This window comes from Micromonospora sp. NPDC005254 (assembly GCF_042872525.1).
Classification (GTDB): domain Bacteria; phylum Actinomycetota; class Actinomycetes; order Mycobacteriales; family Micromonosporaceae; genus Micromonospora.
Genome location: NZ_JBIAKM010000002.1, coordinates 855,015 through 869,997, shown reverse-complemented (window position 1 = coordinate 869,997; position 14,983 = coordinate 855,015). Strand labels below are relative to the sequence as shown.

At 72.3% G+C, this 14,983-nt stretch carries 19 protein-coding genes; 6 read left to right on the top strand and 13 right to left on the bottom strand.

The features are described 5' to 3' along the window. The 4 genes from ACFYPR_RS09655 to ACFYPR_RS09640 form a co-directional block, all read left to right on the top strand. A partial coding sequence (locus ACFYPR_RS09655; RefSeq protein ID WP_387259340.1) for a transposase occupies nt 1-409 on the top strand: 409 nt, incomplete at its 5' end. A gap of 76 nt (nt 410-485) precedes the next feature. Beyond that, nucleotides 486-692, top strand: coding sequence for a DNA-binding protein (locus ACFYPR_RS09650; protein WP_355133383.1), 207 nt, complete (start codon nt 486-488; stop codon nt 690-692). A gap of 690 nt (nt 693-1,382) precedes the next feature. Then, nucleotides 1,383-2,390, top strand: coding sequence for a tyrosine recombinase XerC (locus ACFYPR_RS09645; RefSeq protein WP_354856430.1), 1,008 nt, complete (start codon nt 1,383-1,385; stop codon nt 2,388-2,390). A gap of 44 nt (nt 2,391-2,434) precedes the next feature. Continuing rightward, a complete protein-coding gene (locus ACFYPR_RS09640) occupies nt 2,435-3,616 on the top strand; it encodes an aminotransferase class V-fold PLP-dependent enzyme (protein WP_387259337.1) in 1,182 nt (393 codons plus the stop codon). Here the strand turns inward: ACFYPR_RS09640 and ACFYPR_RS09635 are convergent. Beyond that, nucleotides 3,550-4,236 carry a murein hydrolase activator EnvC family protein gene (locus tag ACFYPR_RS09635; RefSeq protein WP_387259334.1) on the bottom strand — a complete coding sequence of 229 codons (687 nt, stop codon included), beginning with the start codon at nt 4,234-4,236 and terminating at the stop codon, nt 3,550-3,552. The two genes, ACFYPR_RS09640 and ACFYPR_RS09635, sit on opposite strands and share 67 nt — an antisense overlap. Nucleotides 4,237-4,462: 226 nt before the next feature. Here ACFYPR_RS09635 and ACFYPR_RS09630 point away from each other — a divergent pair, with 226 nt between their 5' ends. Then, complete coding sequence (locus tag ACFYPR_RS09630) at nt 4,463-5,590, top strand: sulfite oxidase (protein ID WP_354856382.1); 1,128 nt, start codon at nt 4,463-4,465, stop codon at nt 5,588-5,590. 54 nt (nt 5,591-5,644) lie between these two features. Here ACFYPR_RS09630 and ACFYPR_RS09625 read toward each other — a convergent pair whose 3' ends face one another. From ACFYPR_RS09625 to proS, 12 genes are all read right to left on the bottom strand, one after another. Beyond that, a complete protein-coding gene (locus ACFYPR_RS09625; RefSeq protein WP_007075222.1) occupies nt 5,645-5,968 on the bottom strand; it encodes a DUF2469 domain-containing protein in 324 nt (107 codons plus the stop codon). Next, entirely contained in the window at nt 5,965-6,777 is an 813-nt protein-coding gene (locus tag ACFYPR_RS09620; protein WP_354856383.1) for a ribonuclease HII, read from the bottom strand. Before ACFYPR_RS09620 ends, ACFYPR_RS09625 begins: the two co-directional genes overlap by 4 nt. After that, entirely contained in the window at nt 6,771-7,280 is a 510-nt protein-coding gene (locus ACFYPR_RS09615) for an NUDIX hydrolase (RefSeq protein ID WP_387259331.1), read from the bottom strand. Before ACFYPR_RS09615 ends, ACFYPR_RS09620 begins: the two co-directional genes overlap by 7 nt. 13 nt (nt 7,281-7,293) lie before the next feature. Continuing rightward, entirely contained in the window at nt 7,294-7,929 is a 636-nt protein-coding gene (gene lepB, locus ACFYPR_RS09610) for a signal peptidase I (protein ID WP_354856385.1), read from the bottom strand. Between the two features lie 10 nt (nt 7,930-7,939). Beyond that, nucleotides 7,940-8,809, bottom strand: coding sequence for a signal peptidase I (gene lepB, locus ACFYPR_RS09605; RefSeq protein ID WP_354856386.1), 870 nt, complete (start codon nt 8,807-8,809; stop codon nt 7,940-7,942). Nucleotides 8,810-8,990: 181 nt separating this feature from the next. Beyond that, nucleotides 8,991-9,347 (bottom strand): 50S ribosomal protein L19, encoded by a 357-nt coding sequence (rplS, locus tag ACFYPR_RS09600; RefSeq protein ID WP_354856388.1) that lies wholly within the window; start codon nt 9,345-9,347, stop codon nt 8,991-8,993. Between the two features lie 143 nt (nt 9,348-9,490). Next, nucleotides 9,491-10,264: a tRNA (guanosine(37)-N1)-methyltransferase TrmD gene (gene trmD / locus ACFYPR_RS09595; protein WP_355067856.1), complete on the bottom strand. Its 774-nt coding sequence runs from the start codon at nt 10,262-10,264 to the stop codon at nt 9,491-9,493. A 10-nt stretch (nt 10,265-10,274) separates the two neighbouring features. After that, the gene (gene rimM, locus ACFYPR_RS09590; protein WP_354856392.1) at nt 10,275-10,829 is read right to left on the bottom strand and encodes a ribosome maturation factor RimM; all 555 of its coding nucleotides are present in this window, start codon (nt 10,827-10,829) and stop codon (nt 10,275-10,277) included. After that, nucleotides 10,829-11,062, bottom strand: coding sequence for an RNA-binding protein (locus ACFYPR_RS09585; protein WP_013284588.1), 234 nt, complete (start codon nt 11,060-11,062; stop codon nt 10,829-10,831). The genes rimM and ACFYPR_RS09585 overlap by 1 nt, the downstream gene beginning before the upstream one ends. Nucleotide 11,063: 1 nt before the next feature. Continuing rightward, nucleotides 11,064-11,579 carry a 30S ribosomal protein S16 gene (gene rpsP, locus ACFYPR_RS09580; RefSeq protein WP_354856395.1) on the bottom strand — a complete coding sequence of 172 codons (516 nt, stop codon included), beginning with the start codon at nt 11,577-11,579 and terminating at the stop codon, nt 11,064-11,066. A gap of 230 nt (nt 11,580-11,809) precedes the next feature. After that, nucleotides 11,810-12,466, bottom strand: coding sequence for a DUF402 domain-containing protein (locus ACFYPR_RS09575; protein ID WP_354856397.1), 657 nt, complete (start codon nt 12,464-12,466; stop codon nt 11,810-11,812). A gap of 1 nt (nt 12,467) precedes the next feature. Next, nucleotides 12,468-13,874: a proline--tRNA ligase gene (proS, locus tag ACFYPR_RS09570; RefSeq protein ID WP_387259329.1), complete on the bottom strand. Its 1,407-nt coding sequence runs from the start codon at nt 13,872-13,874 to the stop codon at nt 12,468-12,470. A gap of 255 nt (nt 13,875-14,129) precedes the next feature. On the opposite strand from proS, the gene ACFYPR_RS09565 reads away from it, so the two are divergent. After that, the gene (locus tag ACFYPR_RS09565; protein WP_363941517.1) at nt 14,130-14,735 is read left to right on the top strand and encodes a TetR family transcriptional regulator; all 606 of its coding nucleotides are present in this window, start codon (nt 14,130-14,132) and stop codon (nt 14,733-14,735) included. The last annotated feature ends 248 nt before the right edge of the window (nt 14,736-14,983 follow it).

The window sequence follows — 14,983 nt, the reverse complement described above, 5'->3', positions numbered from 1 at the left end:
CGGACAGCGCGGCGACAGCCCACAGTTCATCCCCGTGTTGGCCAAGGTCCGCATCCCCCGAGCCGGTGGCGGCCGGCCACGCACCCGCCCCGACATCGTGCTGGCCGACAAGGCGTACACGTCCAAGGCCAACCGCGCCCACCTGCGATCCCGGGGCATCCGCGCGTGCATCCCGAGCAAGGCCGACCAGGACGCGCACCGCAAAGCCAAAGGCTCCCAAGGCGGACGTCCGCCCGCCTTCGACCCCGACGTCTACCGCCTGCGCCACGCCGTGGAATGCGGCATCAACCAGCTCAAACAACACCGCGCCATGGCCACCAGATACGACAAACTCACCGTGCGCTACGAAGCCACCCTCACCATCGCCGCTATCAACCAATGGCTTCGTGCCCTACGAAACACGGCCTAGGGGACCCCCGGTCACTACCGAGTTGTCAATCTGTAAGTGACGATCGTAAACGATGTGTCGTGCATACCTTCGGCTTGTGAAGCGACCGCGCTTGTACGGGCCTGGCGAGCTGGCCGCCCTGTTCAACGTGTCGCGGCAGCGGGTCCTACAGATCACCCGCAGACCCGGCTTCCCCGAACCCCTCGCCCGCCTGATCGGCATGAACGTTTGGGACGCCGACGAGGTTGACGAGTGGGCCCGGCACAACCGCCCGCCCCGCCCGACCGACGGGGACGAGGAGTAGGTCCTTCCGCCCGTCCGGAGGCCCTCCCGAGACACGGAGCGGCCCCGGGGCGGTAGCCGCACCCGGGGCCGTCTCCCTGCCTTCGGGGGACCGAAGCGGCGGCCGGGCTTCCCGCGCTCCGTCACGGCGGGGATCAGCCACTCCACGCCGCCGCCGGCTATCTGCCGCTTCAGGCGGACCAGCTCCAGGTCCGTCCCGCCACCTTCAGGCCTAGACAAATAATTCCTAACCTTTGCTGCGGCGGTTGGCGCAGCCGGCGGCCGGCGGTGACCCTCGGTCACCTCCGTGGGGGCGGATGCGGTCGTAAGCGGTATACCTCAGAGTCATATTCATACCTCTGAGGTATACCGCTCAACAGCACATCGACACGACGGGCAGCCACAGCGGATGACCGGCGCCCTTCGCCGCAGCCCCAGCCCCGTCTTGAGTTAGGACTTATTCGTCTAGGCGAAAGCTGTCGTTGCTGAAGGAGCCGTCCATGGTGGTGGCCGCGACGACGGCTGCGCCCTCGCCCCGGCCACCAAGCCGAAGGGGCGGCGCATAAACAGACGAACTGCCCCAGTGCACGGGCGTGGTGGCGACACCGGCACCATCGTGGCGAACGCTGCGCGGCTCTCGGCCGTACGCTGGTGCCGTGCCAACTGTCAGTGGGGGTGCAGCCATCGCAACGCCGCCATCGGCGCGGCGGCGGTGAGCCGGTCCACCCGGGGCACCCGGGCCACCCACCAGGAGCTGCCGCCGGCGCTGCGGGACGCGGTCGACGACTTCGCCGAGCACCTCTCCCGGGTCCGCAATCGGTCGGCCCACACCGTCCGCGCGTACGTGACCGATGTGGTCGCCTTGCTCGACCACGCCGTCCGGATGGGCTGCCTGGAGGTGGCCGAGCTGGACCTGTCGGTGCTGCGGAGCTGGCTGGCCCGGCAACGGACCACCGGCGCCGCCCGTACGTCGCTGGCCCGTCGGGCCGCTTCGGCGCGGGCGTTCAGCGCGTGGGCGCACCGCGCCGGGCTGCTCCCCTCCGACGTGGGCGCCGCACTGGCCAGCCCTCGTGCTCACCGGGAGTTGCCCAGCGTCCTGCGCGCCGACCAGGCCGCCGCCCTGGTGGAGGCACCGGCCCGGCAGCCGACGACCGCACCCGCCACGATCACGACGGAAGCCATGACGGTTGCGGCGCCGGACGCGGCCGCCGCCGAGGCGGTGCTGTTGCGCGACCGGGTTCTGCTGGAGCTGCTCTACGCCACCGGCGTGCGGGTCAGCGAGGCGTGCGGGCTGGACCTCGGGGACGTCGACCACGGTCGCCGGGTGATCCGGGTGTTCGGCAAGGGCGGTCGGGAGCGCTCGGTGCCCTACGGCGTGCCCGCGCAGCGGGCGTTGGACGAGTGGTTGCGCCGGGGCCGACCGCTGTTGGCGGGTGCCCGCTCCGGCGACGCGCTGCTGCTCGGGGCTCGCGGTGGCCGGCTCAACCCGACGACCGCGCGACAGATCGTCGGCGGGTACGCCGAGACGGCCGGCCTTCCCCGGACCAGCCCGCACGGGCTGCGCCACTCCGCCGCCACCCATCTGTTGGAGGGCGGGGCCGACCTGCGCGCCGTGCAGGAGCTGCTCGGCCATTCGTCGTTGGCCAGCACGCAGATCTACACCCACGTCTCGGTGGAACGGCTGCGCGCCGCCTACCGGCAGGCACATCCCCGCGCCTGATCAAGGGCCGAGGGGGCGGGTCGCTCGACGGTTACGATCATCGGGTGAGCGTCCCGCAGCCCCCCGAGCCGATCCCGGGCGCCCGCCTGCTGTTCTCCCTGGACCCGGCGGTCAGCCATCTCAACCACGGATCGTTCGGCGCGGTGCCGATCGGCGTGCAGCGAGCCCAGCAGCGGCTGCGCGACGAGATGGAGGCCAACCCGCTGCGCTTCTTCACCCAGGGGCTCGTCGACCGGATCGCGCACACCCGCCGGCACCTCGCCGGGTTCCTGGGCGCCGACCCGGACGGCAGCGCGCTGATCGGCAACACCACCACCGGCGTCGCCGTGGTGCTTCAGTCGGTGGGCCTGCAACCCGGTGACGAGGTGCTCAGCACCGACCACGGGTACGGGGCGGTGAGCCTGGCCATCCAGCGGGAGTGCCGGCGCACCGGCGCGGTCAGCCGCGTCCTGCCGATCCCGCTGGCCGCCACCGACGAACAGATCGTGCAGACCATCCGGGCCGGCCTGCGCCCGGGGCGGACGCGGCTGCTCGTCGTCGACCAGCTCACCTCCGCCACCGCCAGGCTCTTCCCGATCGCCGCCATCGTCGGGGTGGCCCACGAGAGCGGCGTGCCCGTCCTGGTGGACGCGGCACACGCCCCCGGGATGCTGGCCACCACGGTCGCCAGCATCGGCGCGGATTTCTGGGCGGGCAACCTGCACAAGTGGGGGTACGCCCCGCGCGGCACCGCCCTGCTGGCGGTGGCCCCACAGTGGCGGGAGCGGATCGAGCCGCTGGTGGTCTCGTGGGAACAGGAAGCCGGCTTCCCGGCCCGGCTCGAATGGCAGGCCACCCTCGACTACACCTCCTGGCTGGCCGCCCCGGCCGGACTGTTCACACTGCGCAGCCTCGGCGTCGACCGGGTACGGGCGCACAACGCCGCGCTCGCCGCGTACGGTCAGCGGGTGGTGGGGGACGCGCTGGGGGTGGCCCCCGCTGATCTGCCCGACCCCGGCGGACCGGGGGTGGCTCTACGCCTCATTCCGCTGCCGTCCGGCACGGGCACCACGATCGACGCGGCGCGGGCGTTGCAGGCGCGGATCGGCGATCGGCTCGCCGCCGAGGTCGCGGTGATGAGCTGGAACGGTCGCGGATGGCTGCGGCTCACCGGTCAGGTCTACAACGCCGCCGACGAGTACGAACGGCTGGCCGTGCGGCTGCCGGCGCTGCTCGCCCAGCGCTGACCGTCTCCCGCCCGACCGAGCGGGAGCGGGCGCACCGGGAGCAGTCGCACCGGGCCGAGGCCGAGCAGGGCCAGCGGGTCGAGATACTCCTCGCCCCGCCGCAGGCCCCAGTGCAGGCACGCCTCGGCCGGGCAACCCGGATGCCCGGGCAGCAGTTCGCCCAGCGGCGTGCCGGCGATGACCGGCTGGCCGGGGCGTACGACGGGTTGGACCGGCTCGTGGGTGGTCCGCAGCCCGTCGGCGTGCCCCACGGTGACCAACGGTCGACCGGCCACCAGGCCGGCGAAGAGCACGGTGCCCGGCCCGGCGCTGCGGACCACCGCTCCGGCCGGCGCGGCCAGGTCGACGCCGCGGTGGCCAGGCAGCCACGGTCGGGGCGGCGGGTCGAACCGGCGCACCGGACGAGGTGGCCCGTCGACCGGCCAGCGGAACCGCTCGGCGGGCGCTGGGTCGGCGGGCGGGTCGGTCACGGCCGCGACCGGCACGGTCGGCGTCGGTGGTTGGCCGGGCACCGCCGCGACCAGCACCGCCAGCCCGCAGAGCTGGACGGTCAGTGCGAGCGGGAGCGTGGCGCACAGCAGCAGCGTGCGGCGGATCGAGTCGACGGGTGGCGGTCGCATGACGGCAGCCTCCGGCCGAGGCCGGCTCGTCCGCCAGCCCGGCCGACGAAGCTGTGGACAACCGGAGGTGCTGTGGACGACCACCGAACGGCTCGATGATCTGTTATGCGAGCGCTGTCCCCGGCCCGCCGCCAACCGGCCCAGGTCACCACCAGCGGGCCGCCACGAAGGGCCTAGGCTGGGCCGCGTACGGCGGGTGCCGCCGTCTGCACCGGGGAGGCATCGCATGACCACTGTCGATGACCGAGGGCCGAGGGCGGCCGACGTGAGCGGCCCGTCGCGGCTCGCCGAGCCCGACGAGGCGATCAGTGCCGACGAGTTGCAGCTCGCCGCCCGCAACCACGGCCTTCCGCTGGAGGCGCTGCGGTACGACGTCACCCCGGCCGGGCTGCACTATCTGCTGATCCACTACGACATTCCGGAGCTGGATCCGGCGGCGCACACACTGACCATCGGCGGCGCGGTGGACCGACCGCTGACCGTCACGCTGGCCGACCTGCGCGAGCGACCCCGGGTCACCCACCGGGTCACGATGGAGTGCGCCGGCAACGGCCGGGCTCTGCTGCACCCCCGGCCGGTGAGCCAGCCCTGGCTGGTCGAGGCGGTCGGCAACGCCGAGTGGACCGGCACCCCCCTCGCGCCGCTGCTGCGCGAGGCGGGCCTGGGCGCGGACGCGGTCGACGTGGTCTTCACCGGCGCCGACCACGGGGTCGAGCGCGGCGTCGAGCAGGACTACCAGCGGGCGCTGCCGGTGGCCGACGCGCTGCGCGAGGAGGTGCTGCTGGCGTACGAGATGAACGGCGCTCCCCTGCTGCCGCAGCACGGCGCCCCGCTGCGGCTGATCGTGCCGGGCTGGTACGGCATGGCGCACGTGAAGTGGCTGCACTCGATCGAGGTCCGGACGGAGCCGTTCGAGGGCTACCAGAACGCGGTGGCGTACCGGCTGCGTCGCGACGCCGACGACCCGGGCGTGCCGGTCACCCGGATCGAGCCACGCGCGCTGGTCCGCCCGCCGGGCTTTCCCGACTTCATGACGCGCCGCCGGGTGCTGCCGCCGGGACCATGCACTCTGGACGGTCGGGCCTGGTCGGGGCATGCCCCGGTGGTCGCGGTGGAGGTGAGCGTCGACGGCGGGGCGAGCTGGGCGCCGGCCGAGCTGGACCCGGCGACGGGCGGGGAGTTCGCCTGGCGGCGGTGGCGGCACGAGTGGACGGCGACGCCGGGTCGGTACGTGCTCAGCGCGCGGGCGACCGACGCGTCCGGGCGGACCCAGCCGGTCGAGCAGCCGTGGAACCGTGGCGGCTTCGCCAACAACCTGGTGCAGCGCGTCGAGGTCGTGGTGCCGGCCGAGTGACCGGCGCGGCGGGCCGCGCCACGGATGGGGGGACCGTGGCGTGGCCGAGGGTCGTCAGCCGCCGAAGCCGGAGTCGGCGGGCAGCGAGATGTCGGGCTTCTCCAGCTCTTCGACGTTGACGTCCTTGAAAGTCATCACTCGGACGTTCTTTACGAAGCGGGCAGGACGATACATGTCCCACACCCAGGCGTCGTGCATCTCGACCTCGAAGTAGACCTCGCCGTCGGAGTTACGCACGTGCAGGTCGACCTGGTTGGCCAGGTAGAACCGGCGTTCCGTCTCCACCACGTAGGAGAACTGGCGGACAATGTCGCGGTACTCCCGGTAGAGCTGCAGCTCCATCTCGGTCTCGTACTTTTCGAGATCTTCCGCGCTCATCGCACTCCGCCTTCCATGACCACATCTTCCCCCACCGGCGCCGGAGGCCGAGGCTGCTCGCCCAACGCCACGCCGACGGTACCCCCTGACGCCCAGGAGCGCTCCATCGGCTCGTCCGACGCCGGGCCGACGGGCCGTCGGGCGCGCGGCGGCCGGCCGTCGCGGCCGGAGACCGCTGCGACATTCACGTACGAGAAGCGGTGCTCCCGGCACGGCCCGTGCTCCCGCAGCGCCGCGCTGTGCTCCGGGGTGATGTAGCCCTTGTGCTCGGCGAAGCCGTACGCCGGGAACACCCCGTCCAGCTCCACCATGATCCGGTCGCGGGTGACCTTGGCGAGCACGCTGGCCGCCGCCACACAGGCGGCCACCCGGTCGCCCTTCCACACCGCCAGCCCCGGCACGCCCAGGCCGTCCACGCCGAAGCCGTCGGTCAGCACGTACTCCGGTCGGGTGGTGAGCGAGGCGAGCGCCCGGCGCATGGCGGCCAGGTTGCACACGTGCAGACCCCGGGCGTCGACCTCGTCGGCCGGAATGACCACCACGGCGTACGCCAGGGCGCGGTCCACGACCTCGGCGTACACCCGCTCCCGACTGGCCGGGGTGAGCAGCTTGGAGTCGGCCAGCCCGTCGATCTCGCCGCGTCGCCCCTCCGGCAGCACCGCCGCGGCGGCGACCAGTGGGCCGGCGCAGGCGCCCCGGCCGGCTTCGTCGGCGCCGGCCACGTGCCGGAACCCGCGCCGTTGCAGCGCCCGTTCCAGCGCGTAGAGGCCGGCCTCCCGGCGCACGACGGTGCGCGGCGGGGTCAGCACGACGCCTCGACGGCCGGCGGCAGGAGCCGGGCCAGCAGGTCGGGCAGCTCGGGCGGGTAGTACCGGTCGCCGCTGGCGGCCAGCTCGGCCGGCAGCCACCAGCGGTGACCGGCGATGCTGCGCTGCTCGACGTCGTTGAAGCCAACGGTGTCGACCTGCCACGACGGCACCCGGAGCAGGAAGAAGTCCTGCTCCTGGCGGTACCAGTCGCCGTCGAACGGAAACTCGGTCGTGTCGGACCAGACGGGCTCGCCCAGCTCGGCGGGATCGACCCGCAGCCCGGTCTCCTCGGCCAACTCCCGTGCCGCGCCGGTCGACGGGGACTCCGCCTCGTCGAGCCCGCCGCCGGGAGTGAACCAGTAGCGGTGCTCCGGGCGGGCCGGGTCGAAGCCCTGAAACAGCAGGACCCGGCCGGCCGCGTCGACGAGCAGCACCCGCGCCGCGCGTCGAGGGGTGTAGACGGTCACCGCACCAGCCTGCCAGACGTGCGGCCGATCGCCCATGCCCCCGCCGGTTCTACGGCTTTCCGATACCGTCGAACTGATCGGGCACTGTCAGCCAGGTGGCCCGGTTGACGGGCCAGAAGACGGTGAACGCCCGCCCGACCACCTCGCCCTCGGGAATCGTGGCCTCGGTGATGTTCTGGTTGGACTGCTGCCAGTGCTCCAGCGAGTCACCCGAGGCCGACCGGTGGTCGCCCATCACCCACAGCCGCCCCTTCGGCACGGTGATGTCGAACTCCTGGTCGGCCGGCTTGTCGCGGACCCCGTCGATCGAGAAGATGTACGGCTCGTCGAGCGACTTGCCGTTGATCATCAGCCGTTCCTGTGCGTCGCAGCAGACCACGTGGTCGCCGCCGACGCCGATCACCCGCTTGATGAAGTCCTCACCGTCGGGGTTGCCGCTCCACTCGGTGGGCGCCTTGAAGACGATCACCTCGCCGCGGTGCGGCGATCGGAAGTCGTAGACCAGCTTGTTGACCAACACCCGGTCATCGATCTTGAGAGTGTTCTCCATGGACGGAGAGGGGATGAAGAAGGTCTGCAGCACGAAGGCGCGGACCAGCACCGCGACCAGGATCGCCACACCCAGCAGGATCGGCAGCTCCTTCCAGAAGGAGCTGCGGGGCTTGTCGGTCTGCTCGTCAATCACGCCAAGGAGCCTACGTTGCCGGGCCGGACGGCACCGTCCGGAACGCGCGGGAACCCCTCAGCGCGGCCATCAACGGGAAAATCAGCAGCACACCGCCCTGCGGGGACGGACGGACCGGGGGCGCCCCGGAGGAGGCGGCAGCCGGCGCGGCCACGTCGTCGAAGGTCGAGGGCACCGACAGCGCGGCCCAGCGCGACGACGGCCAGACCACCATGAACGCCCGGCCGACCACGTTGTCGATCGGCACCGGCCCCTGGCAGCGCGCGTCCTGGGAGACCTCCCGGTGGTCGCCCATCACGAAGATCTGACCCGGGGGTACGACCACCTCGTCGAAGCGTCGGGAGCGGCACTCCTGCGGATTCGGTGGCAGATCCAGCGGGGAGTCGCGCAGCACGTACGGTTCGTCGAGCGGGGTTCCGTTCACGGTGACCCGACCCTGGGAGTCGCAGCACTTGACCCGGTCACCGGGCAGGCCGATCACCCGTTTGATGAAGTCCTTCTCGCCGGGGCGGCTCACCCCGACCAGGTCCCCGACGGTGCGGGCGACCTTGCCGGCGAACCCGGGCTGCGGCTGTTCGTCGACCTGCGGCGCCCAACGGTCGGTGCCCCGGAACACCACCACCTCGCCGCGCACCGGGTCACGGACGTCGTAGACGACCTTGTTGACCAGCACCCGGTCGCCGATCAGAAGGGTGTCCTCCATCGAACCGGACGGGATGAAGAACGCCTGGAGCAGGAATGTGCGGATCAGCACCGCGAGGCAGAACGCGACCACCAGCAGCAGTGGAAGCTCCTGCCAGAGGGGCATCTGCCGGCGGCCGCGGCGCACCCGCCGGCGCCACGGATCGACGGTGCCGTCCTCGTCAAGCGTCTGCACCACGCCACTCCCCGGTCCGCAGAAACACCACCGCCCGGGAGCCTCGTCGAGGCTCCACGGGCGGTAGTGGACAGCTGCCCGCCACGAAGGCGGGGCCGCCGCCTGGCTGCGCCCGTACGACCAGGGTAGTGCGGTCTGGTCGGTACGGCATACGCGCAGCTCAGGCGGCGTGGCGAGCGGGAAGTCAGCTGGGCTGCTTCTCCCGCTTCTCCTTGATCTTGGCCTTCTTGCCGCGCAGCTCGCGCAGGAAGTAGAGCTTGGCGCGACGCACGTCACCGCGGGTCACGATCTCGATCCGGTCGATGCCCGGACCGTTGAGCGGGTAGGTCCGCTCGACGCCGACACCGAAGCTGACCTTGCGGACCGAGAAGGTCTCGCGCAGACCGTCACCCTGGCGGCGGATCACGACGCCCTGGAAGATCTGGACACGGGACCGGTTGCCCTCGACGACCCGCGCGTGCACCTTGACGGTGTCACCGGCACGGAAGTCGGGAAGGTCGGTCCGCTTCGACTGGGCGTCAAGGGCGTCCAGGATGTTCATCGCTGCGTCCTCGTAAGGCTCACGGCGCACCGTCACTCGGTGCGCGGGTGGGTGATTCTGATTCCCGGGTGGTGGTCGGCGGGCCGACCCCGGTCGGGGATCCTCGCAGCCGCCCGCGGGCGCGGACGGATGCGGCAACCCCCCTACTTTGCCACATCCCCCGGCGGTGGCCGAAATCCGGCCCGCTCCAGCGCCGCGATGTCCCGTTTGTCGAGCCGCTCGGGCGGCAGCGCGGCCAGCAGGTCCGGGCGCTGGGACGCGGTCCGCAGCAGCCCCTCCTCGCGCCGCCAGCGCGCGATCTTGCCGTGGTCGCCGGAGCGGAGCACCTCCGGAACGTCGTGCCCGCGCCAGCTCGGAGGCTTCGTGTAGATCGGGGCCTCCAGCAGCCCATGCGCGTGCGACTCCTCGTCCAGCGAGCCGGCGTTGCCCAGCACCCCGGGCAGCAGTCGGGTGACCGCCTCCAGGATCACCAGCACCGCGACCTCGCCGCCGAAGAGGACGTAGTCGCCGAGCGACACCTCGGTGACCGGCATCCGGGTGGCGGCGTGCGCCAGGACCCGCTGGTCGATCCCCTCGTACCGGCCGCACGCGAAGAGCAGGTGCGGCTCGGCGGCCAGCTCGTGCGCCATGGCCTGGGTGAACGGCACGCCGGCCGGCGACGGCACGAGCAGCCGGGGCGGCGGGGCCTCGGCCGGGGCGAGCGCGTCCAGCGCCGCACCCCACGGCTCGGGCTTCATCACCATGCCCGGGCCGCCGCCGTAGGGGGTGTCGTCGACCGTGCGGTGCACGTCGTGGGTCCAGGTCCGCAGGTCGTGCACGGCGAGCTGGAGTACGCCGTTGGCCCGCGCCCGTCCGATCAGCGACAGGTCCAGCGGGGCGAAGTACTCCGGAAAGATCGACACGACGTCGACACGCATGGGGGTGGTCCTAAAGATCGAGCAGTCCGGCCGGCGGGTCGACGATCACACGCCCACCGGCCAGGTCGACCTCCGGAACGATCGCCCGGACGAACGGGATCAGCGCGGTACGTCCCTCGGGGCGCCGCAGCACCAGCAGGTCGGACGACGGCGCGTGGTCGATGCGGGCCACCTCACCCAGCTGCTCACCGGTCGGGGTGACCACGGCCAGCCCGACCAGCTGGTGATCGTGGAACTCCTCCGGATCCTCCGGAGGCTCCACGTCGGCGCTGTCCACCACGAGCAGCGTCCCGCGCAGCGCCTCGGCGGTGTTGCGGTCCAGGATGCCCTCGAACGCGATCAGCACCCGGCCCTGGTGGAAGCGGGCTTCCTCGATGGTCAGCTTCGCGGGAACCCGGAACGGCACGCCCGGCTCATCGGCGGCTGAAGGGGGCGTCGCCCCCGGCTCAGTGCGCAGCACTGCACCGGGGGCGAACCGTGCTTCGGGCTCGTCGGTCCGCACTTCCACGGTGACCTCACCGCGGACGCCGTGCGGCTTGCCGATCCTTCCGACGACGAGCTGCATCAGTACGAGTCGACGATGTCGACGCGTACGCCGCGCCCGCCGATGGAGCCGATCACCTGGCGCAGCGCCTTGGCGGTCCGGCCGGACCGCCCGATCACCGTGCCGAGGTCCTCGGGGTGCACGCGGACTTCCAGCCGCTTGCCCCGACGGGAATCGACCATCCGCACCCGGACGTCATCCGGGTGATCGACGATGCCCTTGACCAGGTGCTCCAACGCCGGACGCAGAGGCATGTCAGGCCTGCTCACCGGCGTCGGCGGTGGCAGCCGGAGCCTCGGCCGGAGCCTCGGTCTTCGGCGCCTCGGCCGGAGCCTCAGCCTGCGGGGCCTCGGCGGGCGCCTCAGCCTTCGGAGCCTCGGCGGCCTTCGCGGCCTTCTTGGCCGGCTTGGCCGGGGTCTCCGGGGCCAGCCCGGCGGCGGCCTTCGCCTCAGCCTCGTACGCGGCCCTGCGGTCGACCTGTTCGGCCTTGACCTTCAGCGGCGGCGGGGCCGGCAGGCCCTTGTACTTCTGCCAGTCACCGGTCAGCTCCAGCAGCCGCTGCACCGCCTCGCTCGGCTGGGCGCCGACGGACAGCCAGTACTGGACCCGCTCCGACTTGACCTCGATGATCGAGGGGTCTTCCTTGGGCTGGTAAACCCCGACGAACTCGATCGCCCGACCGTCACGCTTGGTGCGCGAGTCGGCGATGACGATGCGGTACTGCGGGTTGCGGATCTTGCCCATCCGCAGGAGCCGGATCTTTACGGCCACAGTTGTTTCGCTCCTGTTGCGATCTCACCGGCCCGTACGGGGCGGTGTGCATGGGTGAGCGCCGACCGGACCCGTGGGGTTGGGCCGGAGACTACTCGGTGGACTGGCAACGCGCCCGGGTTAGAGGGCGCCGAACGCGCGCCGGATACCAGCGACCCATTCTGCCAGATCCGATGCCGATCGCACGCATCGGACCCGGACACCGCGTCACCGGTGACCCGGAACACCTCTCACCGCACCGGTGGGCGGTCCCACCCGGGCGGAAGTTCGTCCGGTACGTCCCAGTCTGGCGGCGGTGCGAAGTCGCACCAGGTGCCGTCGAACGGGAACTCACCCGCCTCGGCGAGCGCGATCACCCGCTCCCCCTCGGCGCGGACCGCCTTCTCGTCGGTCACCCAGTAGTCCTCACCGAAGGCGAGACGCTCGACGAACTCGTCCTCGTCCTTCCACTGCCAGGTGCGGTCCGCGGCCACCAGCACGTCGAGATCCTGGTCGATCACGTCGACGCCGGCCACCGCCCCGTCGTCCCAGCGCACGCCGGGCTCCTCCAGATTGACGTACCAGTGGCTGAACCGGCCCGCCGCGTCGCGGAACCACCAGACGGAGTGCGCCGCGCCGGTGGGCAGGAACTTCAGCAGCGGTGGTCCGTTCCAGCGCACCTGTGCGAGCTGGTAGGTCGGCGTGATCCAGTCGGCGAACGGCAGCCCTCGCATGGTCAGGCCGACCGCGTTCACCTCGTGGGCCACCGGCGAGCCCTTCGCGATCCAGAGCAGCAGCCCTCGCTCGTCGTCGAGGACGACCCGCGCCGGCCGGACCCACCCGATCCGCCCCCGCCGCACGTTTCGGTGCAGGATCAGCCGACCCGGCTCGAAGCGGTCGACAGTCACCTCAGTAGGCGCGAGCGAGGATGGCGACCAGGTCGGGCTCGTCCTCCGAGTCCGGCACCGAGCCGTCGGCGCGCAGCAGACAACGCACCGTCACGCCCTGGCCGTTCGCCTCGGCCTCGCCGGCCACGCCGACCGCCGACCACGGCACCTTGGCCCAGCCGGTGGCCGCCGCCTCGATCGCCTCGGCAAGCGTCGACACCTCGACGGTGCGCGACTCGCGGTGCGCGAAGGCCTGGTCGTGCAGCGCCTGCTGATCGGCCTCCAGCGCCGCCAGCACCGCGCCGACCACGTCGGCCACCGGCGTCGGGGACTTCGACCCGTCGGTACGGCGGACCACCGTCGCGTTGCCGACGGCCAGGTCGCGAGGGCCGACCTCGACGCGTACCGGATAGCCACGCAGCTCGGCGTCGACGGCCCGGCGGCCGAACGCGGTGTCGGTCCGGTCGTCGAGCGCGACCCGGACACCGGCGTCGCGCAGGCCGTCGCGCAGCTTGGCCGCCGCCTCGGCGACGCCCTCGCCGGCCTTGACGATCATGATGTACGCCTGGATGGGCGCCAGCCTCGGCGGCACCCGCAGGCCGTTGTCGTCGCCGTGCGCCATGATCAGCCCGCCGAGCATCCGGGTCGACGTGCCCCAGGAGGTCGTCCAGGCGTGCTCGCGACCGCCCTCCTTGGCGGAGTAGCTGATGTCGAACGCCTTGGCGAAGTTCTGGCCCAGCTCGTGGCTGGTGCCCAACTGCAACGCCTTGCCGTCACCCATCATGCCTTCGCAGGTGTACGTGGCGGTGGCCCCGGCGAAGCGCTCACGGGCCGTCTTCAGGCCCACCACCACCGGAATGCCGAGCACGTTGACCATCAGATCCTCGTACGCCTCGTGCAGGATCCGCCGCGCGTAGGCGCGGGCATCCTCGCGGGTGGCGTGCGCGGTGTGCCCCTCCTGCCAGAGGAACTCGCTGGTCCGCAGGAAGATCCGCGGGCGCAGCTCCCACCGGACCACGTTGGCCCACTGGTTGAGCAGCAGCGGCAGGTCCCGGTACGAGTCGATCCACTTGGCCATGAACTCGCCGATCACCGTCTCGCTGGTGGGGCGCACCACCACCGGCTCGGCGAGCTGCTTGCCGCCACCGTGGGTGACGACCGCCAGCTCCGGCGAGAAGCCCTCGACGTGCTGGGCCTCGCGCTTCAGGTAGCTCTCCGGGATGAACAGCGGGAAGTACGCGTTCTCCGCGCCGGCCGCCTTGATCCGGGCGTCCATCTCGGCCTGCATCCGCTCCCAGATGGCGTAGCCGGCCGGGCGGATGACCATGGTGCCGCGGACCGGGCCGTTGTCGGCCAGCTTCGCCTTGGCGATCAGGTCCTGGTACCAGCGGGGGAAGTCCTCCGCACGGGGAGTGAGCACGCGTGCCATGACCGCACATCCTATGCGCCACGCGGGGCCCCGCCGCGCCCGGGAGGCGCCGCGCCGCGCGACGTGCCCTCCGCGCGGCGGCAGGGCCCGGCACCGGCCGGTCCGGCGACATGCGCTGGGCAGGCGCTGAGCGGAGCCCACGGCGGATGCCGGTCGGGTCGACGGCGCGCGCCGGACAGGTCGGCGGCGCGCGCTGGGCGGGGCCCGCGGCGGGTGCTGGGCGGGTCGGCGGGGGGACCGTAGAATTCGACCACCATGACTGCGACGACCGACTCACCACGCCAGCGACTGCGGGACACGATCGTGGACGCCGCGCGCGCACGGACCATCGCCGCCGGCTGGGACGCGGTCCGCATGGGTGGCGTGGCCACCACGGCGGGGGTCAGTCGGCAGACCGTCTACAACGAGTTCGGCAGCAAGGCGGGCCTCGCCGAGGCGCTCGCCCGGCGCGAGGTGGACCGGTTCGTCGGCGACGTCCGAGAGGCGTTGCTCGCGCACGGCGCCGACGTACGGGCCGGCGCGTACGCCGCGATCGCCCACACCCTCGCCACGGCGGCCGACAACCCGCTGGTCAAGGCCATCCTCACCAGCGCCCGGGGCGGCTCGGACGAGCTGCTCCCGTACCTCACCACCCGGGCCGAGGTGGTCCTCACCGAGGCGTCCGGCGCGCTGATCGAGTGGGCCGGCGACCACCTGCCGGGAGCGGACCAGGAAGCGTTGGCCTTCGCCGCCGACACGATCGTCCGCCTGGTGGTGAGCCACATCGTGCTCCCCCGCTCCCCGATCGACCAGACCGCCACGGCCCTGGCCGACCTGGCCGTGCACCTCTTCACCGCCGCCGCCACCCGCCCGCCCCGCTGACCCTCCCACCCCGCGTCCCAGCGCCCCGCGCCGCGCCGTCCGTCGCGCGCCGCATCTGGCCCCTCCACGTGCCGCACCGTCGCGTCGACGCGTCGTCGCGCCCACGCACCCCCGACGCCCCCGACGCCCCCGCGCCACGCGCCAAGATCCGCACAACATCGGTGATGTTGCTGCCTCCGGCGAACGTGAGGCAGCAATATCAGGGAAGTTGCGCGGATCTTCCCTCGTCGACCTCTCCGCCCGGCAAG